Source organism: Pseudorhizobium marinum (assembly GCF_000705355.1).
Classification (GTDB): domain Bacteria; phylum Pseudomonadota; class Alphaproteobacteria; order Rhizobiales; family Rhizobiaceae; genus Neorhizobium; species Neorhizobium pelagicum.
This window is the reverse complement of sequence record NZ_JMQK01000015.1, coordinates 40,847-63,266: the sequence shown is the minus strand read 5'-3', so window position 1 is coordinate 63,266 and position 22,420 is coordinate 40,847. Positions and strand designations below refer to the sequence as shown.

Sequence of the window (22,420 nt, the reverse complement as noted above, 5' to 3'; positions counted from 1 at the left end):
GATTGCATGCGGGTATTTATTGCCTGTCCGACACTGCGATCCTCAGTTCCAGCATGGCCTGCCGCCTTTCGCGACGGATGACGCCGATCGCCCGTTCCAATGCCGCGGGAAGGTCCCGGCCGTGCTCAACTCTTTCGGTATAGGCCCGGCTTGCCGCCGCGATCTGCCGATAGTCGGGAGACGGTTCCAGCGAGACGAGCGGCATCCTGTTTGCCCTGACGGCGGCCCCGTCCGGGTAGCTGGCGACGACGGAGCGGCGCACGGCATTCCAGATGCCGTTGTTCTTGACAATCGTCAGCACCGGAAGCTGCAGCGCTTCGGCGATCTGATGGCAGGCGACGGGGTTGGCGAACATGTAGGAACCGTCGCCGATGCAGGCGATGCAGAGCCTGTCGCGGTCGGCGAGTTGGGCGCCGAGCGCTGCCGGCAGTCCCCAGCCGAGCCCGCCGGAATGCGGGTTGTTGAAGATACGGTTGGGACCGGTGACCTGCATCACCTCCGGCACGACGCCGAGTTCGGAAAACACCAGCGCATTCTCGTCCATCGCGTCGGATATGCAGCGGCTCATCCACTCGGCCGTCATCGGGCTTTCGCCGCCCTCGCGCGCCAGCGCGTCAGCCCGGTCGCGGCGCTGGCTGGCGCGGGCCGTGATGGCATGGCGGCGCTCCTGCGCATCGCCGGCCAGCGGCCGCATGGCCCCGGCAAGCGCTGCAATGCCGGCCGCCGGATCGCAGGCGATGGAAAGATCGCTGCGGTAGCCGCGAATGGGCATGCGCTGGAACTGCGGGTCCGGCCCCAGGTGGATGACCCGTGTCGCGTCGCCCGGTCGATGGAGCGACTCGATCCAGGGGATGGCGCTGTCGACCACCAGCACCACATCGGCCTCTGCGAGCGGCGCCTTGACATCGTGGCCGAGGAACATCGGGTGGCCGGAGGGCATGACGTTGCGGACCATAAACGGTTCGACGACCGGAAGCGCAAAGTCCTCCGCAAGCCGCAGGATCTCAGCGGCAGCCTTTCCGCCGGCATCGCTGCGCTGGCAGATAAGCAACGGTGCGCGCGCCTCGGCAAGCCACGCGGCGGCCTGGCGGATCGCTTCGGGGTCAGGATAGGCAAGCGACGAGACGGCCTGGGGCGAGGCCGGACGCGCGGCAGCGGGCGGAACCGTCTCCATCAGCGGCTCGCGCGGCAGGCTGACATAGACAGGCCCGCGAGGTTCGCTGAGAGCAAGGCGGGTCGCCCGGGTCGCCAGCAGGTCGCCCTGCTCCGGATAGCGCATCTCGTAATGAAACTTCGTGACGTCGCTGACCATGGACGACTGGTCGTACATTTCCTGACCGTACTGGATCGGCGTGACCCGCGCGCCGCGGCGGCCACTTTCGGTGATCGGCGTGCGGCCAGACAGCACCACGACGGGGATGTTGTCACTCGCTGCGTTGATGACGCCCATGACGGAGTTCGCCAGGCCGACGTTCACATGCACCATGGTGGCCTGGGCCCTGCCGGTCACCAGGTAGTAGCCGTGCGCCATGGCGACGCTTGCGGTTTCGTGGGGCACCAGGATCGGTGTTGGAGCTTCATTTTCATCGAGATGCACGAAGGCCTCGACGATCGGCGGAAAATCCGTCCCGGCATTGGCGAAGATGTAGTCGATTCCATTGCGCTTGAGCCCCCGCAGCAGGGATTCGGCGCCGGTCTCGGCCACCGGCGTGTCCGCGTATTCGTGTGTGATGTCCATGAGGTCCTCCCAACCGTGAACATCCGCAAGACCATCCCCCCGTCCTGCGGAAAACTCGAGAGGCTCCAAAATGCACTTGTAAAATGCGGAAAGGCAAGAGATGATCTGTCAATAATCTCTCAGAGTGAGATTTTATATCGGTTGCTTGGCCGATGGAGGAAAGCAAGCGGAGGAGAACGACATGAAGCATCAGCTCTTTGCGGCCGCACTTGCGGCCGGCCTCGCCGCGTTCGGCAGCGCGTCCGCCCAGACGGTGGGCATCGCCACCTCGAACCCCGGCTCGATCTTCCACAACATCGGCACGGCCGTCGCCAAGGCCGCCAATGACGCCGGCTTGGATGCGACGATCCAGCCTGCCACGAGCCCGAACCAGTACATGCCGCTCGTCAACCAGAACGACGTCGAGTTCGGCGTCGGCAATCTCGAGGAATTCAACAATGCGCTGTCGGGCGAGGCCTGGTTTGCCGGCAGCGTCAACGACAGGCTGCGCGTCGTGGGCCTCATCATGCCGATCAAGGAGGCGATCTTCGTGCGCGCCGACAGCGACATCAAGACCACGGCGGACCTGAAGGGCAAGCCGATGGTCGATGGCTATACGGCGCAGCAGACCATCCTGCCGCAGCTCGACGCGATCTATGCGACCGCCGGGCTGAGCCGCGCCGACATGCAGCCCGTACAGGTGCCGAGCGTGGTTGCCGGTGCAGATGCCTTCATCTCCGGCGAGAGCGTCGGCTTCATCTTCGCCCACGGGGCCGGAAAGGTCCGCGAGGCCGACGCCGCCGTCGGCGGACTGCGGGCCTTGACGATCCCCGACACCGAAGAGGCAAAGGCGGCGATCCGCCAGCACTGGAAGTCGGGATACGTGGTGACCATGGAGCCCGGCCCTGCCAATCCCGGCGTGCTGGAAACCGGCAGCTACATCGCCTACCCGCAGCTGGTCTTCACCAATACCGAGGCCGACGAAGAAGCCGTCTACCGGATGACCAAGGTTCTCTACGAGAGCAAGGACGCCATGCAGGCCGCCTTCCCGCCGTTTGCCGCATTCGAGCCCAAGGACATGGTTGGCGATACGACGCCCGGCGAATACCACCCAGGCGCCATCCGCTTCTACAAGGAAGTCGGCCTTTGGAAGGAGTAAGGGCCGTGGACGCGAAACCTCCGATGGACGCTCCGTTCGGCAGCATCCCGTCCTGGCTCTGGAGACCTTTGGCTGCGGCACTCGCCGCAGCCATCACCCTCACCGCCATGGCATGGTCGCTGGGCGTGCCGCGGATGATGGGCGTCTCCTACTATCCGCAGCAGTTCCTGGCGGTCATCCTGGCGCTGACGCTGCCGCTGACCTTCATGCTCTACAGGCCAGATCGGGTAAAACGGTGGGACGAGGCCCTGCCCTGGCACGACGCGGCCGGGGCCATCCTCAGTTTCGGCGCAGCCATCTTCATCGCCCTCAACTACGCCACCGTCGTCAATTTCGTATTTACCCGCCCCATCGAGGCCTGGCTTCCCGGCATCATCCTGCTGGTCCTGCTTCTGGAGGGACTGCGGCGCTCGACCGGCTGGGTGCTGGTCGCGATCATGATCGTCTTCCTGCTCTATGCGATGTTCGGAAACATCGTCCCCGGTCGGCTGGCGGGACGCCCCCAGGACTGGCAGAAGCTTGCGGGCTACATGGCCTATGACGTCAACGGCATCTTCGGGCTCTCGCTGTCCGTCGGCGCCACGATCGTCGTTGCGTTCATCTTCTTCGGAGCCCTTCTCGGCGCCACGGGCGGCACCAAGTTCTTCACCGACGCAGCACTGATCTCCATGGGTCGCTACCGCGGCGGCTCGATGAAGATCGCCGTCTTCGCCTCTGCGCTGTTCGGCTCCATTTCCGGCTCTGCCGTCGCCAATGTCGTGGCGACCGGCGTCGTCACCATCCCGATGATCAAGCGCGACAAATATCCGGCTCACAAGGCCGCCGCCATCGAGGCGGTGGCCTCCACCGGTGGGCAGCTGATGCCGCCGGTCATGGGCGCGGCCGCCTTCCTGATGGCGGAGTTCCTGCAGGTGGGCTATGCGGATGTCGCCCTGGCGGCACTCGTCCCGGCCCTGCTCTACTACGGTGCGCTCTTCATCCAGGCCGACCTCGAAGCCGCCAAGCTCGGCATCAAGGGCGCTCCCCAGGACGAGATGCCGGGCAAGCGCACGATCATCGGCGGCCTGCATTTTATCCTGGCGTTCGTCCTGCTGATCTATGCGCTGTTCTGGATGAACTGGCTGCCGGAACGGGCAGCCTTCCTCGCCTGCGCCAGCGTCGCCGTGACGGCCGCAATCTTCGGCTATGACGGCATGCGGGCCTCGTTGCGCAAGATGCTCGGCACGATCGTCGAGACGGGCGAGGCGGTGGTCGAGATCATCGTCATCTCGGCCGCCGCCGGTATCGTCATCGGTGTGATGAACATCACCGGTCTCAGCTTCAACCTCACCTATGCGCTGGTTCAGCTGGGCGGCGGCAGCAAGATCGTCCTGCTGCTGATGTCCGCCATCGTCTGCATCGTCCTCGGCATGGGCCTGCCGACGCTCGCAGTCTACGTGCTGCTTGCCTCGCTGGTCGCGCCGGCACTGGTGGAGGTGGGGCTGCATCCGATGGCGGCCCACCTCTTCGTGCTCTACTTCGGCATGATGTCGATGATCACGCCGCCGATCGCACTCGCGTCCTTTGCGGCGGCCAGCATTGCCAAGGCCGATCCCGTGAAGACGGGATTTGCCTCCTGCAAGTTCGGCTGGATCGCCTTCGTCATTCCGTTCATGTTCGCCTATTCGCCGAGCCTGCTCCTGATCGGCGAGACCAGCGAGGTGGCATGGGCGGTGGTCACCGCGACGTTTGGCATGTGGCTGGTCTCAGCGGCGCTGGCCGGCTATTTTGCGCGGCGCCTCTCGCCGCTGATGCGCGGCGTGTTTGCCGTTGCCGGCATGCTCGCCCTCATCCCGGCAGGCGCATTCCCCGGCGCCATCTATACCGATGCCGTGGGACTTGTGGTCGGGATCACAGCAATGATACTGGCCTATCTCAACGGCAGGAAAGCGATGGAACAGGCGGCGACTTGACAGCAAAGACGGCAAACAGTCTCGAACGCCTCCAGGCAGTGCTGGAGGTCTTCACCGAAGACCGTCTTGAATGGACGCCGGAGGAGATGATGGAGGCGTTGGGCTACAGCCGCCCGACCCTTTACCGCTACCTGAAGATCCTGAAGTCGGCTGGCCTCTTGACCTCCATGCCGAATACCGGCTTCACGCTGGGCCCCAAGATCGTGGAGCTCGACTATCTGCTGAGGAAGTCGGATGCGCTGATCCTCCACGGCCTGCCGCATCTCGAGTTTCTCACGTCGCAATACAGCTGCACCGCTCTGCTGGTGCGCTGGTATGGCGACAAGATCCTCTGCGTCGACTCGCGCAGCTCCATCAAGAACCCCGTCACCTCCTATGCGCGCGGCCGGCCCATGCCGCTCGGCCGCGGGGCGATCGGGCGCTCCATCGTGGCCTTCCTGCCGAAACGGCATCTCGTTCCGCTGATCGAGAAGACCATGGCGGACATGGTGGCGGTTGGGCTGGGCAATACACTCGACGACGTACAGGAAAGCCTGAAACGCGTGCGGAAGACTGGTTTTGCCGTCGCCTATGGCGAGGTGACGCCCGGCGTGGTGGGTATAGCGGCGCCGGTCTTCGACGCAGGCCGGAGCCCGATTGCGAGCGTCTGCGTCACGATTTCCGGAAGCCTCGTCAACGGCACCGCCATCGACCAGATCGGCCAGCAGGTTCGCCATGCGGGCAGCGAGATCAGTGCCGCCCTCGCTGCCCATCGGCACCAATCCTCAGATCGTTAAAAATCTCATATAGAGAGATTATCTGTTGACTTGATCTTCCTGCCTCCGCATCTTGGGCAACGGGAGGAGAGAGCTTGCGGCATCGTCGCCAGTCTCGCTCCATTGGGATGGCGACGTGGAAAAGCAGTTTCCCGGCGCCGCCAGAGCGGCAAGGAGGAGGCCACCCATGAAGAAGATCGACATATTCAACCACATCTGGCCAAAGCCCTTCTTCAACGCGCTGATCGATCATATCGGCACGATGACGGACATCACCATGCGCTCCGGCGCGGTGCCGATGATGACGGAGCTCGATCGCCGGTTCGAGGTCATGGACATGTTCGGCGACGACTACCAGCAGGTCCTGTCGCTCGCCTCGCCGCCGCTCGAGAAGCTCGCCGGCCCGGACAAGGCCCACGACCTCAGCCGCATCGGCTCCGACTCGCTGGCCGAGCTGTGCCAGAAATATCCGGAACGCTTTCCCGCATTTATCGGCACGGCGGCGTTGAACGACCCGCAGGCTGCGGTCCGCGAGGCAAAGCGGGCCGTCGAGGAACTCGGCGCCGTCGGCATGCAGATCTTCACCAATGTCTCCGGCAAGCCGCTGGACCTGCCCGAGTTCGAGCCCTTCTTCGAATACATGGGCTCGGTCGGCAAGCCGGTCTGGCTGCATCCGGCCCGCGGCGAGAACTTTCCCGACTACCTCAGCGAGACGCGCTCCGAATATGAGATCTGGTGGACCTTCGGCTGGCCCTACGAGACATCCGCCGCCATGGCGCGGCTGGTGTTCTCCGGCGTCTTCGACAGGCATCCCGGCCTCAAGGTCATCACCCATCACGCCGGCGGCATGATCCCCTTCTTCGAAGGCCGCGTCGGCGCCGGATGGGACCAGATGGGCAAGCGCACGACGGACCGGGATCTCGATGCCGTGCGCCGTTCGCTGAAGCGACCGCATCTGGAGTATTTCAAGGATTTCTATGCCGATACCGCCAGTTTCGGTTCGCGCAAGGCGATCGAACACGCGATCGAGTTCTTCGGCGAGGACCATGTCATGTTCGCGTCCGATGCGCCCTTCGATCCAGAAGGCGGCCCGATGTACATCCGCGAGACGATCCGCATCCTGGACGAACTGGAGGTCTCGGACGAGGTTCGCCGCAAGCTCTATCAGGACAATGCCGTCGCACTTCTCGGCCTGAAGATCTGAGGCAACGGGCATGCTGGCGCACCTTCTAAACGCGGACAACTACATCAACGGCGAATGGATCGCCGGCAGCGGGACGGCCGAAAGCACCAATCCTGCCGACGGCAGCGTGCTCGGCCACTACGGCCCCGGCACGGCGGCGCTTGCCGACCAGGCCGTCGCCGTGGCGCGGGAGACCTTCGACCAGACAGGCTGGGCCGCCTCGCCTCGGCTGCGGGCAGCGGTACTGTTCGAACTCGCCGATCGGCTGGAGGCCGCCCGCGACGAGATCGCCGACCTGATCGTCGCGGAGAACGGCAAGCTGCGACGCGAGGCGCTCGGCGAGACGATGGGGGCGATTTCGGAAGCGCGCTACTATGGCGGGCTCGCCCGCACCATCCTCGGCCGCACCATCGAGACGGCGCCCGGCAATTTCTCGACGATGAACCGGGAAGCTGCAGGCGTGGCGGCGATCATCGTGCCGTGGAACGCGCCGGTCACTCTTCTTGTCCGTTCGCTCGGGCCGGCACTGGCGGCAGGCTGCACGGTGGTGATCAAGCCCGCGCCGCAGACGCCGCTCGTCCACCACCGGGTGATGCGATGCCTGCACGATTGCCCGTCGCTGCCGAAAGGCGTGGTGAATTCGGTCAACGAGTACGGCACCGAAGTCGGCGAGGCGCTGGTGGCCTCCGACGCGGTCGACGTGATCAGCTTCACCGGATCGAGCGCCACCGGCAAGCGGATCATGGCAGGCGCTGCAAAGACGTTGAAGCGGTTGTCGCTGGAGCTCGGCGGCAAGGCGCCTGCCGTCATCTTCGAGGATGCCGATCTGGATGCGGCCGTGCGGGAACTCACCGGCGGCGCGCTGGTCATGGCCGGCCAGATCTGCGTCGCCGCCACCCGCTTCCTCGTGCACCGCTCCATTGAGCGGGATTTCACCGCCCGGATGACGGCCGCCTTCTCCGCCGTCCGCACCGGGCCGGGGGCCGATCCGCAGAGCCAGATGGGCTCGCTCATCGATCTGACAAACCAGAGCCGCATCGCCCGAATCATCGAGCAGGCGGCCGACGAGGGCGAGCTTATCCTGCGCGGCAGGACGCTCGACCGGGGCGCCTTCATGACGCCGAGCCTCTTCCGGATCGACAATACGGCATCTGAACTGGTGCAGCAGGAACTCTTCGGGCCGATTGTCTCGATCGAGACCTTCGAGGACGAGAAAGAGGCGGTCACCAAGGCCAACGCCACCCGCTACGGTCTGGCCGCGAGCGTGTTCACGCACGACCTTTCGCGCGCGACGCGCGTTTCACGGGCGATCCGTGCTGGTACGATCTGGCTCAACTGCCATGGCCGGCTGTTTGCGGAGGGAGAGACCGGCGGCTACCGGCATTCCGGCCTCGGCCGGCTGCACGGACCGGAAGGCCTCAACGACTTTCTTGAAACCAAGCATGTCTACCTGGAAGCTGGCGTCGTCTGAGGCGCCCGCGCCCGGCAGTGACGCAAGACGGGAAACGACAATGGAAGAGAATACGGCAGACGTCGTCATCGTCGGCGGCGGACCGGTCGGCACCGGCCTGGCGATCGAGCTCGGGCAACGCGGCATCCGCACCGTCCTCGTGGAACGCTACCCCACGCCGCAGCAGGTGCCGAAGGGCCAGAACCTGACGCAGCGCAGCGTCGAGCATTTCCATGCCTGGGGCATCGAAAAGGAGCTTCGGGCGGCGCGAACCGTGCCGAAGGAATACGGTATCGGCGGGCTGACCGCCTATGGCACGCTGACCGGCGACTATCACTACGACTGGCTGCAGCGGGAGTTGGTGCGGCCCTACTACTTCACCGACAACGAACGCCTGCCGCAGTATCGCACCGAAGAGGTGCTGCGCGAGCGGGTCAAGACGCTGCCATCGGTGGAAGTCCTTTACGGCTGGACCGGAGAGGACGTGCAGCAGGACGAGGATGGCGTCACCGTCACCCTTGCCTGCCGCGACGGCGTCGGCGAGCGCCGCCTGCGGAGCGCCTATGCCGTGGGCTGCGACGGCAGCCGTTCCGTCATCCGCGAAAAGGCCGGCATCACCCAGACCCAGTCCGATCACGACCGGTTGATGGTGCTGCTCGTCTTCCGCTCCACCGGGCTGCACGAACTGCTGAAGCGCTTTCCCGGCAAGTCCTTCTACAATGTCCTGCATCCGGACCTGAAAGGCTATTGGCAGTTCTTCGGTCGCGTCGACCTCGGCAATACCTGGTTCTTCCATGCGCCGGTGCCGCCAGGAACCACCAGGGACAATTTTGATTTCAGCGGATATCTGCACCGTGCGGTTGGTGCCGAATTCGATATCGAGTTCGAGCATGTCGGCTTCTGGGACCTGCGGATCGCGACGGCCGACAGCTACCGCAAGGGGCGCATCTTCATTGCCGGCGACGCGGCGCACAGTCATCCCCCCTATGGCGGCTATGGGATCAACACCGGCTTCGAGGATGCCCGCAACCTGGGCTGGAAGCTTGCAGCGCGGCTGCAGGGCTGGGGCGGAGATAGCCTGCTCGACAGCTATGACGAGGAGCGCCGGCCGGTCTTCGTCTCGACGGCACGCGATTTCATCGAAAAGTCGATCGAAAGCGACCGGGCATTCCTGGAGAATTTTGATCCTGCCCGCGACCGGGTGGCGTTCGAAGCCGAATGGAAGGCGCGGGGAAGCGGCGCACGCGCGGAGGTGAACGCCTTTTCTCCAAACTACCGCGGCTCACCGATCGTCTGCGGGAAGAAGGGTGACAGCGTCAGTGCTGTTGGAACGCATGAATACCGGGCGGTGGCGGGCTGCCATCTGGCTCCGCAACTCCAGTCCGACGGTCGAAACATCTTCGAATGCCTCTCGTCCGGCTTCACACTTGTCGCTTACGACGGCGATGATGTGGTCCTGAAGGAGTTTGCCGCTGCCGCAGAACAGATGGGTGTGCCACTGGACATCGCTTTGGATGATGGCGGGAAAGCCCAAGATAACTATGAAGCGCGCTACATCCTCGTCCGTCCAGACCATTTCATCACCTGGGCATCTGAGGAACCTCCGCTGTCTGCCAGGCGAATTCTGGCGCAGGCAACCGGCTCATCGCAGTGACCGAGGTGGCTTGCGGCGCTTGCGGTTCCTGGGCTGCAATGCGACGTGCCAGATGAGGGGGTCATGTGCCTGTGAATGCGCAAAATTGCCGTAGTAGATGGGGACACTCCGATCGATCCTGCAGTCGCTTCTCGGAACGCTAGAGACGCGCTCCTAGTACTGAGATTTCAGGTTAGGGCCGATTCAAGCCACAATCGACTTCCAGTTTTCAACGCCGTTGCAGCCAAGCCTCTAGGGCCTGTCGGATCGCTCGATCTGCGGGCACCGTCTGATCGAACGCCCACCAGGTGTATGCACCTTGCCAAAGGGCGGCCATTTGCGAGCCTAGCAACTCCGCCTCCGGCGCGTCTGCCGACAGGCGCCGTCCTAAGGCCGAGACCAATGCGCCTCCCCACGCAGCGCCCCTTTCGCGAAGTCTTGGGTTTCGGATGTCTTCTCGCAGTAGAAGAAGACCATCAGTGGCATCACGTTCAGCCGTGTCGGGAGACATGAGGCGCAGCAGAAGCTTGATGGCGCCCTCAGGCGTTAGATCCTCCTCGTTGTCTGCCGCCTTTGTCTCCGCATCCAGGTGATCCCACGCCTGCATAAGGATCGCCTCGACCATGCGCTCACGGTTGCCGTAGCGCTGCACCAGAGTTGCCGCAGCCAAACCTGAGGCCTTCGCCGCACGCGCAAAGGTCAAACCGTCAGGTCCTGTCTTCATCATCAGCTCGAACAAGGTGCCGAGAACCTGTTCATCAGGGATTGTCTTGCGTCTCGTCATGAGCATATATAAACGTACATTCACTTATAAGTCAAGGAGGCATCGATGGCAAAGATCGTTGGTTACATTGCAGCAAGTCTAGATGGCTTCATTGCCGATGAGAACGACAACCTCGACTGGCTGTTCAAGTACGACGGAATGGATCTTGGTGAGCATGATTACCGCATCTTCGCGAAGGGCATACGCACAGTCGTCATGGGTCGCGGCACCTACGACTTCATAGCAAGAGATCCCGCACCTTGGGCTTATGGCGAGCAACGGGTCGTCGTCGTTACTTCCCGACCCATCGAAAATCCCAGAGGCTCGCCTGAGATCAGAGACAATGTGGACAACCTGATAGCTGAGCTTCGGAGACTCAATGATGGTGATGTGTGGATGCTGGGCGGAGGCATGCTGCAGATGGCATTCATGGAACGTGGCGCGCTCGATGAAATCGAGATCTACGTCATCCCCGAGCTGCTTGGCGGTGGTCGTCCTCTTTTTCCGCCGACTGGCTTCAGGTCGAGCCCGGAGTTGATCAGCTCCAAGACGCTCGACAAGGGATGCGTCCGGCTGCATTACCGGCTTTCCCACCATTTAGCCTCCTGAAGCCTTGCATCCGCTCCGGTTAAACCGTGTTCGGTGCGAGATGTTTGAGACCGGTAATCATACTGGGGTTAGGCGGCATTCAGGAGGGGTCGTTTTGGTTTGAATAGCGTTGGCCGGTTCGCTTCAGGCTGTCGGAAAGGTGTCCGCAACCGATCACGAAGCTCGCCATTTGCCTCCGCAGCTCGAACCTGCATGAGCATATTCGCGCCGTGGAGCGACCACCGCATCTGCTGCTTCTTCACCATTCGCTTGCCGACGAGGGAATTTACTGCCGACTCGGCGAGGGTCGTGGCAACGCGGAGCCCGGCTCGGTGGCGCTTTCCATAGTCGACAATCGTACCACGGTTCGAGCGGTTATAGGTCAGGAGTTGCACGCGGAGGCTGTGCAGCCGTGCGGTGCCGTCCGAAATCACCGTCACATCGCCAAAGCCGCGATATCTGACCCCTTCAAGCGCGTGGAGGGCGCGATCGCGAATTGCTTGCTGAGCGGTGCTACCGGTGACGAAATAGCGGCCACCTGGTTCGCCGCGGCCGCATCGGGCAGCGACGAGCTCGAAGCTTCGCGCTGCCTTTGGGTCGGCGCTGCGAACATGAGCGGTATCAATACTGATGACGAATTCCTTGCGGCGATCGCCGGGGAGCTGCATCTCAAGCTGGCCACGGTCATCCGCTTGAGCTCTCGCCTTCGATGTTTCCCGAACAATCTGGTCGTCGAGCCGTTCGACGATCCTGATGGTCCGCTTGCGCATGGTCGCGTACGTCTCGATGGGTTCAATTGGCAAGAACTCGGCCAGGACCTTGGCTGTCTGCCGGTAGGGCATCATGCTTCGCAGACGGGCAGTCAGCTCCAACACTCGGGCGTCGCGCGATCCGGCCAGACTTCTTCCAGCGGCCATGCCCCGATGGCAATCCCGACACAGCACCTAGCGAGGGTTACGGACCTGCACCGTGCCGAGACCGGTTAGGATCCGGCGTGAAGTAGTCCTTGACCGGCCGGAATGTGTGGCAATCCGGGCAGACCCGACGGAAGAGGCAGTAGGTCTCTGCCTCATGGGCTACGACTGCGCCTTGCAGCGCCGTAACAATCGTCTTGCCGTCCTCAATCGACGGGCCAATGCAGCCGTCAAACAGACGTTCCCAACTTTTGTCGATACGAGCGGCCTTTCGACAAATGTCGCCGAATTCGTTCTTCCCATCGATCGTGATCGTCCATTCCACCGCCATCGCTGCCTCTCCGAACAAAGCGATACTGATGGGCCGCACTGAGCTAACAACCCGTGTCCGACCCCAGAGAAATTACCGGTCTCCATCCGTGTGATCCGCGGATCACTCGATGCGATGCGGGCGCAAGTCGCTGCAGCGGCCGCCAAGTTCACCAGTTAAAACGACGTGCCGGAGCATCACGGCCAGCACCGGAAAAGGCATCTCAGATCTTCGCATCCTTCGTCAGGCCTGATCCTGGCCGTCTTGCGGGAGCTTTGGCAGAATGAGAGGAACCGCTGCCAGGATGACGAGGACGACGGCAGTGGACAGGACGGCGGTTGCTTCCAATCCCATCCCGGCAATCACACCAATCCCGGCTGTAGCCCAGATATTAGCCGCCGTGGTCAGCCCCTCCACCTGGCGCTGCCTCGAACGAACCATGATGGCACCGGCGCCAAGGAAACCAATCCCCTGCACGATGCCTTGCAGCACGCGCGATAGGTCGGCGACAGCCATGCCGCTTTGCAACGGCCCTAGAACGAACAGTGCTGCCCCCACAGCGACCAGCATGTGCGTGCGCACCCCGGCACTTCTCCCCTTGCGCTCGCGTTCGTAGCCAAGAACTCCGCCCAGCACCGCCGCGATCACGAGGCGCACCGTAATGCGGGTGATGGTAGATGCGTCTGGAACGTCTGAAAACTCGTGGATCAGTGCCGACCAAATTTCCTCTCCCATGACACGTCCTCACATTGCTTGCATAGTTGGCGTTCCAAGGGACTGCCATACAAGAACTGCACTGGCAAATGAAGGTCCAGAGAGAGAGAGAGGCCTGCCTTGCATCTCGAGACGCCGCAGAATTCTACTTCGTCTGCAGCCTTGGGGCCACAATCCTCTCACGGCAAAGGTGCGTGCAGTTGCCGGGACGAGTCCGGAACAGAAGTCGGGACGGCAGCGGAACGTTAGCCGCGCGGCGACGATAACCCGGTGAGTTGGCTGCTATGCCATTTCGGCCGCGGCACGCAGTCCAGAAGTAACTTCGTATAGGCATGCTTCGGGCTGTTGAAGAGCATCTCCGTAGCGCATTCCTCCACGATCTTGCCCTGCTGCATCACCAGGATCCGGTCGGCAAATTCTCGAACGATCGGCAGGTCGTGCGTGATGAAGACGTAGGACAGCCCCAGCCTGCGGCGCAGTTCAGCCAGGAGCCCGATGACCTGCATCTGGATTGACACATCAAGCGCCGATACAGCCTCGTCGCACACGATCAGCTCCGGCTCACTGGCCAGCGCGCGCGCAATCGCGATGCGCTGCCGTTGGCCACCGGAAAACTGGTGGGGATGCCGCTGAGCATGTTCGGCCTTCAGGCCGACAAGTTCCAGAAGCTCAACAACACGGTCGTTCCAGCGCGCCTTAGGCAGGATATCGCCATGGATTACCCATGGCTCGGAAATGATCGAGCGAACGTTCATCCGTGGGTTCATCGAGCCAAAGGGGTCCTGGAACACCATCTGGACGCGCCGTCGGAAGCCGTTCAGTTCCCTGCCCTCCAGCGCGAAAATATCCTGTCCGGCAAACAACGCCTTGCCTGAGGTCGGCTCGTTGAGCCTGAGCAGCATGCGCGCGATGCTCGATTTCCCCGAGCCGGACTCGCCCACGATTCCGACCGTTTCACCGCGATGGACCGTGAAGCTGACGTCATCAACCGCCCTGAACTCGCGCTTCGGCAAAAATGGACCAGCGCCGAGAACGTAGTGCTTGCTCAGGTGTTGAACCTGCAACAGCGCGTCGCCCTTGGCCTCGGTGCGTGGCCGCTCCGGCCCTGCGCCTCCGACAGGTGCAGCCGACATCAAACGGCGGGTATAGGCATGGACCGGATTGGTGAAGACATCCCGCGCCTTGCCGCTCTCGACCACCTTGCCGCCATTCATGACGATGATGCGATCCGCCATGGCAGCGGCGACTTCCAGATCATGCGTGATCATAATCAGCGCCATGCCGGTTTCCCGTTGCAGATCGCCGAGCAGCTCCAGGATCTGCGACTGAACGCTGACGTCGAGCGCCGTCGTCGGTTCGTCGGCGATGAGAATGTCCGGCTTCAACGCGATCGCCATGGCGATCATGACCCGTTGACGCTGTCCTCCTGAGAACTGATGCGGATAGTAGTCGATCCGCCTTTCCGCATCAGGAATGCCGACACGTTCCAACAGTGTGACGACCCTGTCCCTCACAGAGCCGGCCTCACCGTCGTGATGGGATTCGAAAACCTCTGCAATCTGCCGGCCGACGGTATAGACCGGATTGAGATAGGCCAGCGGGTCCTGGAATATCATCGCGATGCGGCGCCCGTTCAGCGCGCGCCGTCCCTCCTCACCAAGGCGCGACAGATCTGTCCCGTCGAAGATCAGCGAGCCGGCAACGACATCGCCCGGCGGGCAGTCAATCAGGCCCATCACGGTTCCGGTGCTGACGCTTTTCCCCGAACCACTTTCGCCGAGAATGACCAGCGTCTCGCCAGGGCAGACGCTGAAGGACACGTTGTCGACCGCACGGACCGGATCGCCTTCAGAGAGGAAATCGACCGTCAGGTTTTCGACTGTGAGGATGGGATTGTCCGGCGTGGTCATCGCGGGGCCTTTCGCAGCGATTGCAGACGCCAGCGCTGCAGCGGATCGGCAACCGTCCGTGCCCAGCTGGCGAGAATGTTCAGGGAAAGGGTCGTCAGCAGGATCGCCAGTCCCGGCCAGAATGCGATCCACCACGCGGACGAAAGATAGCCACGCCCATTTGCCACCATCGCCCCCCAGGTGAAGTCGGGGGGCTGGATGCCGAGGCCGAGAAAGCTGAGCGAGGATTCCGCCAGGATGACGGTGGCGAAGTCGATCGCCGCGATCGTTCCCAGCGTTGGCAGCACGAGCGGAGCGATGTGCCGGAACAGGATGCGGCCGGAACTCGCGCCCATGGAGCGGGCAGCGCTCACGAACATGCGCTCGCGCAATTCCAGAACCTCTGCGCGCGCCGTGCGGATAAAGATCGGCATGCGGGTGATCGCCAGAACGATCACGAGGTTCGTTATGCTGGGGCCTAGCGTGTAAAGCACGATCAGCGCCAGGAGCAACGACGGAAAACTCATGATCACATCCGCAAGACGCAGGATGACGTGACTGTACCAGCGTTCCGAATAGCCGGCGATCAGGCCAAGCATTCCGCCTGTCGCCATGGAGCAGAGGACGGCGGCGGCGGCGATGCCGAGCGTGTTCTGCGCACCGACGATCAGCCGGGCGAGAATGGGGCGCCCCAGCGTATCCGCACCGAGAACATACATGAAACCCTGTTCGGCGGAAAATGGTGCCAGATTGCGGTGCCGTAGTCCGAGCTTGCTGGCCAGATCGCCCGCCAGCAGAGGCCCGAAGAGAACGCAGGCGAGGAGCACGATAAGGAAGAGTGCCGCGCAGAGTGCCAGTTTGTCGCGAACCAGGTAGATCGCCAGTTGCCGCGCGTTTCCGGGCAACTTCGCGGATTGAACCAACACGTCGGCCATGGTCGTCCTCCCTCAGTAGCGAATGCGCGGATCAAGCGTGACGTACAGCAGATCGATCGCGATGTTGACGATGAAGATGGCGACGGCAGTCACAAGGATGGTTGATTGCACGACAGCGAAATCCCGCTGGATGATGGAATCGATCATCAACTTGCCTATGCCAGGCCACCCAAAAATGGTTTCCACGACAACGGCACCATTGATCAGCCCGGTGGCCAGATCGCCCGCAACCGTGATGACAGGAAGGAGCGAGTTTCTCAGAGCATGACCGAAGATGATCTTGCGACGCTTCATGCCCTTCGCTTGAGCCGTCTTGATGTAGGGCGCGGCGAGCGCCGAGATCATCGTTCCGCGCACCACCTGCACGAGAAGACCGAAGGGGCGCAGCATCAGTACGGCGATCGGCATGATCCAGTGCAGACCGGTGCCCGTGCCGGAAGTAGGCAAAAGCCCAAAGCCCACAGCGAAGACCAGAATGCCGACGATCGCAATCCAGAAGTCAGGCATGCTCGCCCCTGCCAGCGACACGAGGCCGGCGATGCGGTCAAACAGGCTGCGGGGACGAGCCGCGGCCAAGGCCCCGACAATGATCGCGAGCACCGTGGCCAACGTCATGGCGACGGCGGCGAGCTTCAACGTGGCTGGAAAGGCTTCAAGCGCTACGTCGATGGCGGACCGGTTCTGACGCAGCGATTGACCGAAATCCAGCGACAGCAAGTTCTGCAGGTACTGAAAGAACTGAACATAAATGGGCTGGTCAAGACCGTTCAGTCGCGCGAAGGCTTCTCTCGCCTCGATGCTGGAATCAAGTGGCAGATAAAGAGCTGAGGGATCACCCGTCAGACGTGTCAGGAAGAAGACCAGTGTCAGCAGACCGATCAGCGATATTATGCTGTGATACGCCCGCCGGCCGATATAGCCGAGCATCATGCGGAACCTCTGATTGCTTGGAGTTCAGGCGAGCGCGGGAGATCGGATTCCGCGCTCGTCCGGTCTATCTCGACCTAGTTCTTGAGGCCGATATTGGCGAGCGGGATCTCGCTGTTGGTCGTGATGTCCGGCTTCCAGTCCAGACGCGTGCCGACGCGGGTGTAGCCGATCATGTGGAACATCGGGATGTCCAGAGCCAGTTCGTCATGCACCTTGTTGAAGATTGCCTTGAACTTGCTGGTGCGATCCTCTCCGGTGGCCGCCAGGGCATCGGCGACTTCCTGATCCAGCACAGGGTCGCTGACCGTGGAATAGCTGCCTTCCGAGGTGTAGAAGATCGGAATGGTGAAGGCGGCGTCGCCCTTGTTGTTGTCGTGCATCATCTGCAATAGGTTCGGACCACGGCCTTCCGGGAACGGTTTCTGCAGGTAGCGCAGCCAGTCGTTCACATCCAGCATCGTGAGCTTGACGTTGAGGCCGACATCCTGCCACATGGCCATCATCGCTTCCATCGCTTCGGTGCCGTTTGGATAGATGCCGTTGCGACCGATCAACTCGATTTGCGTGTTAACGGGAACGCCCGCTGCCTCTGCCTCCGCAATCAGCGCGCGCGCCTGCTCGGCGTCGAACGTCCAGGGCGCCAGCTCCTCGTCGTGGCCGTTGATCCCCACGACGGCCATTTGCGAGGCCCGCTGGGCATCGTCTCCAAAAAGCTGAGCAAGTCCTTCCCAGTCGACCGCAAGGTTAAGCGCTTTGCGAATACGCACATCATCTAACGGAGCGAACCCGGCATCGATGCGCATCGCGGTCGTTTCGGAGTTGAGATAGGCAAAATCCGTTTCCGGATTGGTTGCATCTTGAATTGCGATAGACGGCGTGAGATCGGCTTCACCGGTCTGCACCATGGCGGCGCGGATCGAGGATTCCGGGCGCCACACATAAGTGGCCTTGGTCACCGCCGGCTTGTCGCCCCAGTAGCCGTCGTAGCTTTCCAGGACCACTGTCTGCTGCGTGAACTCTGCAAGCCTGAACGGGCCGGTACCGACCGGATTGTTGACCGCTTCGTCCATCGGCGTGTTCGGAGAGACGATCATGACCACACTGAGCAGCGTCGGCAGGATCGGCTGCGGCGTATCCGATTTGATCTCGACCGTCAGGTCGTCGACCGCTGTCACTGTGAGCTTGGCAGCGCCGAACTTAGCGATATTGCTGCATGTTACCTGACCGCCGGTCATGCGCTCGATGGAGAACTTGACGGCTTCGGCATTGAAGGGGGCACCATCCTGGAACGTCACGCCTTTGCGCAGCTTCAGCTGCCATGTATTCGGATCTGTCTGCGTCCACTCGGTGGCGAGGCCGGGCACCGCCTGCCCGCTGTTGGGATCAATGATTGTCAGCGGCTCGACGACATTGCGGCTGAGAATCTGGCCGACGTTGGTGATGATGGTGCCGCAGGGCTCGAGGTTTGCCGGCTGCTCCGGCAGTACAATATTGATTTCCGACGCGTCTTGCGCCGTGGCATGGCCGGCGAGACTCGCCGCGATCATCGCGCCTGCGATGAAACGAATAGAGTTGATGGTCATTTTGCACTCCTCCCAAAAGTGAAACATTGATTTGGCATTGCCTCGTGGGTGGGCGCCACTCTCCCGGCACCCGTCCACCGTTCTTCTCAGCCTCGCGCTGCGTTGATCAGACCTTGCAGCATGTCCCGTTCCTCATCCGTGAGATCGACCAGCGGGGGACGAACTGGACCCGGGCCGTAGCCGACCAGGTCGACGCCCGCCTTGATGATCGAGACGGGATAACCCGCCTTGCGGTCGCGAAGTGCTGCAAAGGGGAAGAAGAAGGTGTGAAGAATGGTCTCCATCGCCGCCCGGTCGCCGGCACGCATGGCGCGATAGAAGCGCTGAGCAAGCTCTGGTACGAAGTTGAAGACGGCCGAGGAATAGGTGGTCACGCCTACTCCGTTGAAACCTTCGGCATAGAGTTCGTGGGTCGGCATCCCACCGATATAGCAGAGCCGGTCGCCAAGCTTGGCCGTCACGTGCCGCACGAGGTCTACCCTGCCCGTGCCATCCTTGAAGCCGATCAAGTTAGGGCAGGCATCCGCCAAGCGCGCCACGGTATCGGCACTGGCAACGGAATTGGCTCGATTATAGAGAATAACGCCGAGGCTCGTGGAATCGCAGACGGCCTTCACGTGCGCGTAAATGCCATCTTGCGGCGCCTCCGTCAGATAGTGCGGGAGAAGGAGAATTCCGTCGGCACCCGCCTTTTCCACGATCGCTGCCGTCTCGACGGCCAGGGCGGCGCCATAACCACACCCCGCAATGATAGGCACATCGCCGGAGACGTCCTTGGCGGCTTTCGTCACCTCACCCACTTCGGATGGCGAGAGGGAAAAGAACTCACCCGTACCGCCAGCGGCAAACAGAGCAGCAGCGTCAAAACCCGATAGCCACCCTACGTGGCGACGATAGCTATCGAGATTGAGTTTGTAATCCGAGGTGAAGTGCGTAACCGGAAAGGACAGCAGTCCCGAGCTTATACGCGATTTGATTTCTTCAGGCGACAACGCTTTTCCTCCACGTCATAAGCTTGCGACGGGAGAATTCATATGATGACTTTTAAGATGAGTCAACCAGCATCGTCTTTTTTCAGCCCCTGCCCCCAAGACGTCAGAGAGCGGTAGCGCTTGATACCCGTCACCAGGTGTCGCCGCATCGCCTCGCGTGCCCGATCAGGGTCGCGGGCCATGATGGACTCCGCAATATCCCGATGCTCCTCGAGTATCGGAGCGTCCCGGCTTGGCAAGGGATCAACGCCACCCATGACGGTGCGAAACTTTACGCGTGGGATCATGCGACGCCCGACATGTTCGAGAAATGTGCGAAAACGCGCGTTATTGGTCGCCGTCGCAATGGCCATATGGAAGTGAAAGTCCGCCTCATCGGTCGGCCTTCCCTCGGCCACAAGCCGCGAAAAACGCTCGACCTGCGACTGTATCTCGGCCTCCTGCGCAGGCGAGCTTCTTGCAGCCGCCAGCCCGGCTGCCTCGACCTCTATGCCAATTCGCAATTCTAACTCCTCGATGATATCGGATATCTTGTCAGTCTCGCCGGTAAACAGCCGAAGCCCCGTATCGCCCTGCTGGGGACCGGTGACAAAGACACCCGAGCCCTGCCGCGATTCCACCAGACCGTCTGCCCTCAGGGCGGCGATGGCTTCACGGACGACCGTTCGGCTGACCCCGAACTTTTCGATCAAAGCGGGTTCAGTTGGCAACTTGTCTCTCGGCGCATAATAGCCAGCCTCAATCTGCGCCCGAAGCGCGTCCACAACCCCTGCCGATAAAGATCTGCGACCAAGCGAGCGTTTCGGCTCAGACATTACCACCTCTGCATCCTAATTCATTCCATACTCATAGCACACATACCGGCGGATTACGATCAATTAAGACGAGTCCTAAGGCTTTCGTTGGAGACGCAGGCCAGGCCAGCGTCAAGATCCGGACAGGCCGTCACTGGGGAAATTACATTTTCTTGCCTGACGAACTTCATGGGACCACGACTTTCTTTAGTTTGGAGGCTGCGGTGAGAAGCCTCCTCTCAGAGGGCGGAACACTCTCCTGAGCCAAAGGTGATCAAGTCCATCGCCTTGATAAAATTCGAACCGCGTACCACCTTGGCTGGCAAGCCGACGCGAAAGAGACGGATGGCGGGGGAGTTGAAGCGAGTGGATAGGATTGCGCGTGTTCGCCGGGCCTTCCACGTGCAGGGCTGATTGGTCAAGAAGATCGTCCGGGAACTGCATGTGTCGCGCAACACCGTCCGCAAAATACCGCGTTCCGACGAAACCGACTTCTCCTATGAGCGAGAACGGCAGCCTTTGCCGAAGACCGGAGCCTGGAAGGTCGAGATCGAAGGCTTCCTGGCGGCCAACGAAGGCAAGCCTTCTCGCGAGCGGCTGACATTGATCCGGATTTACGAGGAGCTTCGGGCCCTCGGTTACGACGGCAGCTATGATGCGATCCGGCGCTATGGGAAGGGTAATCGTCAAACAGGATGGTGCTGTTGTCGCTGAGCACCGACGCAGCTTCGGCCGCGGCGACACGGTCTATGATTCCCGGCCATGTGAGAGACCTCCGTACGAAGCGGGCCGATCCCGCTCGATGGCTCCTCAAGGGGTCGCGATCACCGCGAAGGCGAAGCCAAGCGGCCGCAGCTTGCTAGCGGACCCTCAACGGGTTGATCGACGGAGATCCGGACCTGGTCCAGGACGCCATCGATGAGAGCGGGATTGGGTTGCTTCGGAGGTCACGTGGTGTTCGGCACAGGCCTTCACCTGCACCACAGCTACAGCGTCAATTAGACATGTTTTCCGTCAAGCACCGGGCATGTGTTCAGCGGCGACCGGCACGTTCCTCGTCGGCAATCGCCTTGGCGACCTCGAAGTCCATCTCGGCACGCGGTTCAATGCGGGCGACTTCGCTGGCAACCTAGGCCCAATACCAGTATTCACCGGCATTCCCTTGAGCTCAGCTGCGGGCGGCTCTTCGCTGTGCCTCGTAATAGGCACCAACCGGGTCCGTTGCGGCAAGCGCCTGGCATCTGCCCGCCAACGGCGGCGGATAGCTCGCCGATGTTCGATCCATTGCCGTAAGAATTAAATCACCACCAGCTCAACTCATCATCAAAACGTTTATTGGGTCACCAAAAATAACCTAGTTATGTCGGTGTAGTCATTTATCAAGCCATGGGCTAAAATGGTGGGCAAAGACCCCTTTGAGTGGAGTTGACCGTATGCGCTACACGATACCCTTGCAAGAGAATGGCCGCATGATACTGCCGTCAGACCTCCGTCAAGCGTTGAGGTTGAAGAAGGGAGATAAGGTAATCATCGAGACTCAAGGCGATCGAATCGAACTGACCACGCCACAAAGGGAACGTCGGCGAGCTCAGGAGATGTTTAGGAGGTTCGTTCCAGCAGGTCAGGATCTGGTGGACCAACTTATTGCAGACCGACGCCAAGAGGCGCAGCTTGAGGAGATAGAAGCCTTCGCTCCTGAGGAACAATCGCGCGGCTTGAAGCGATGAGCGCCTGTGTCATCGATACCTCGGCAATTATGGCTTACCTTAATGAGGAGAATGGAGCAGATACGAGTGAGAGCTGGCTTGATCGGGGAGCGTCTATTTCGGCCCTTTGCGTGCAGGAAACAATGGCGAATCTTGTTCGAAGAGGTGTTGATCAAGAATCGGCGCTGGAGATGATTAATGCTCTCGGTCTTGAAACCCACTCCTTGGACTTTGCTCTGGCGATTGACGGTGGAGCGCTTATTCCCCTAACGCAACCGAAGGGCTTGAGTCACGGGGACAGAGCCTGTCTCTCTCTTGCGCGACGGCTTGGTTTGCCAGCAGTGACCGCGGATCGGGTATGGGCCGAGATTGCTGATGACGTTGGTGTCGAAGTGATCCTAGTTCGGTAAACTACCTTCTCGTAAAGGGTGTGAACCGCGCCGGCTTTGCCGG

General features: G+C 61.7%; 18 protein-coding genes and 2 pseudogenes. 10 read left to right on the top strand and 10 right to left on the bottom strand.

The genetic code is table 11. The features are described 5' to 3' along the window. Positions 1 to 16: 16 nt before the first annotated feature. Positions 17 to 1,738, bottom strand: coding sequence for a thiamine pyrophosphate-requiring protein (locus tag EO99_RS0117405; RefSeq protein ID WP_029619884.1), 1,722 nt, complete (start codon positions 1,736 to 1,738; stop codon positions 17 to 19). A 181-nt stretch (positions 1,739 to 1,919) separates the two neighbouring features. On the opposite strand from EO99_RS0117405, the gene EO99_RS0117400 reads away from it, so the two are divergent. The 6 genes from EO99_RS0117400 to EO99_RS0117375 all read left to right on the top strand — a co-directional run bounded on the left by EO99_RS0117400 (position 1,920) and on the right by EO99_RS0117375 (position 9,870). Further along, positions 1,920 to 2,876 carry a TAXI family TRAP transporter solute-binding subunit gene (locus EO99_RS0117400; RefSeq protein WP_029619883.1) on the top strand — a complete coding sequence of 319 codons (957 nt, stop codon included), beginning with the start codon at positions 1,920 to 1,922 and terminating at the stop codon, positions 2,874 to 2,876. 5 nt (positions 2,877 to 2,881) lie between these two features. Then, a complete protein-coding gene (locus tag EO99_RS0117395) occupies positions 2,882 to 4,828 on the top strand; it encodes a TRAP transporter permease (RefSeq protein ID WP_235776862.1) in 1,947 nt (648 codons plus the stop codon). Continuing rightward, on the top strand, positions 4,825 to 5,604 hold the full coding sequence (locus EO99_RS0117390) for an IclR family transcriptional regulator (protein WP_029619881.1): 780 nt from the start codon (positions 4,825 to 4,827) through the stop codon (positions 5,602 to 5,604). Before EO99_RS0117395 ends, EO99_RS0117390 begins: the two co-directional genes overlap by 4 nt. Positions 5,605 to 5,770: 166 nt before the next feature. Further along, positions 5,771 to 6,787, top strand: a complete 1,017-nt coding sequence (locus EO99_RS0117385) for an amidohydrolase family protein (protein ID WP_029619880.1) — start codon at positions 5,771 to 5,773, stop codon at positions 6,785 to 6,787. Between the two features lie 10 nt (positions 6,788 to 6,797). Further along, positions 6,798 to 8,237: an aldehyde dehydrogenase family protein gene (locus EO99_RS0117380; protein ID WP_029619879.1), complete on the top strand. Its 1,440-nt coding sequence runs from the start codon at positions 6,798 to 6,800 to the stop codon at positions 8,235 to 8,237. Between the two features lie 40 nt (positions 8,238 to 8,277). Further along, positions 8,278 to 9,870: an FAD-dependent monooxygenase gene (locus EO99_RS0117375; RefSeq protein WP_029619878.1), complete on the top strand. Its 1,593-nt coding sequence runs from the start codon at positions 8,278 to 8,280 to the stop codon at positions 9,868 to 9,870. 208 nt (positions 9,871 to 10,078) lie between these two features. On the opposite strand, the gene EO99_RS0117370 is transcribed toward EO99_RS0117375, so the two are convergent. Beyond that, positions 10,079 to 10,633 carry a hypothetical protein gene (locus EO99_RS0117370; protein WP_029619877.1) on the bottom strand — a complete coding sequence of 185 codons (555 nt, stop codon included), beginning with the start codon at positions 10,631 to 10,633 and terminating at the stop codon, positions 10,079 to 10,081. Positions 10,634 to 10,678: 45 nt separating this feature from the next. Between EO99_RS0117370 and EO99_RS0117365 the strand changes: the two genes are divergently transcribed. Next, the gene (locus tag EO99_RS0117365) at positions 10,679 to 11,221 is read left to right on the top strand and encodes a dihydrofolate reductase family protein (protein WP_029619876.1); all 543 of its coding nucleotides are present in this window, start codon (positions 10,679 to 10,681) and stop codon (positions 11,219 to 11,221) included. A 68-nt stretch (positions 11,222 to 11,289) separates the two neighbouring features. Here the strand turns inward: EO99_RS0117365 and EO99_RS26380 are convergent. The 8 genes and pseudogenes from EO99_RS26380 to EO99_RS0117320 form a co-directional block, all read right to left on the bottom strand. Then, positions 11,290 to 12,445: pseudogene (locus tag EO99_RS26380) on the bottom strand (hypothetical protein). 222 nt (positions 12,446 to 12,667) lie between these two features. Further along, on the bottom strand, positions 12,668 to 13,159 hold the full coding sequence (locus tag EO99_RS0117350; protein WP_029619873.1) for an MgtC/SapB family protein: 492 nt from the start codon (positions 13,157 to 13,159) through the stop codon (positions 12,668 to 12,670). Positions 13,160 to 13,383: 224 nt separating this feature from the next. After that, entirely contained in the window at positions 13,384 to 15,048 is a 1,665-nt protein-coding gene (locus tag EO99_RS0117345) for an ABC transporter ATP-binding protein (RefSeq protein ID WP_029619872.1), read from the bottom strand. Continuing rightward, positions 15,045 to 15,962 (bottom strand): ABC transporter permease, encoded by a 918-nt coding sequence (locus EO99_RS0117340; protein WP_029619871.1) that lies wholly within the window; start codon positions 15,960 to 15,962, stop codon positions 15,045 to 15,047. Before EO99_RS0117340 ends, EO99_RS0117345 begins: the two co-directional genes overlap by 4 nt. 12 nt (positions 15,963 to 15,974) lie before the next feature. Then, entirely contained in the window at positions 15,975 to 16,889 is a 915-nt protein-coding gene (locus EO99_RS0117335) for an ABC transporter permease (RefSeq protein ID WP_029619870.1), read from the bottom strand. 77 nt (positions 16,890 to 16,966) lie between these two features. After that, entirely contained in the window at positions 16,967 to 18,475 is a 1,509-nt protein-coding gene (locus tag EO99_RS0117330) for an ABC transporter substrate-binding protein (RefSeq protein ID WP_029619869.1), read from the bottom strand. A gap of 86 nt (positions 18,476 to 18,561) precedes the next feature. Continuing rightward, positions 18,562 to 19,467, bottom strand: coding sequence for a 5-dehydro-4-deoxyglucarate dehydratase (kdgD, locus tag EO99_RS0117325; RefSeq protein ID WP_029619868.1), 906 nt, complete (start codon positions 19,465 to 19,467; stop codon positions 18,562 to 18,564). A gap of 62 nt (positions 19,468 to 19,529) precedes the next feature. Next, positions 19,530 to 20,282, bottom strand: a complete 753-nt coding sequence (locus tag EO99_RS0117320) for a FadR/GntR family transcriptional regulator (RefSeq protein ID WP_029619867.1) — start codon at positions 20,280 to 20,282, stop codon at positions 19,530 to 19,532. A gap of 393 nt (positions 20,283 to 20,675) precedes the next feature. On the opposite strand from EO99_RS0117320, the pseudogene EO99_RS25880 reads away from it, so the two are divergent. From EO99_RS25880 to EO99_RS28685, 3 genes and pseudogenes are all read left to right on the top strand, one after another. Next, positions 20,676 to 20,939, top strand: a pseudogene (locus EO99_RS25880) (IS21 family transposase); the annotation flags it as partial. A 755-nt stretch (positions 20,940 to 21,694) separates the two neighbouring features. Continuing rightward, positions 21,695 to 21,988, top strand: coding sequence for an AbrB/MazE/SpoVT family DNA-binding domain-containing protein (locus tag EO99_RS0117310; RefSeq protein ID WP_051679932.1), 294 nt, complete (start codon positions 21,695 to 21,697; stop codon positions 21,986 to 21,988). Then, a complete protein-coding gene (locus EO99_RS28685) occupies positions 21,985 to 22,377 on the top strand; it encodes a PIN domain-containing protein (RefSeq protein ID WP_029619865.1) in 393 nt (130 codons plus the stop codon). The genes EO99_RS0117310 and EO99_RS28685 overlap by 4 nt, the downstream gene beginning before the upstream one ends. Positions 22,378 to 22,420: the final 43 nt, after the last annotated feature.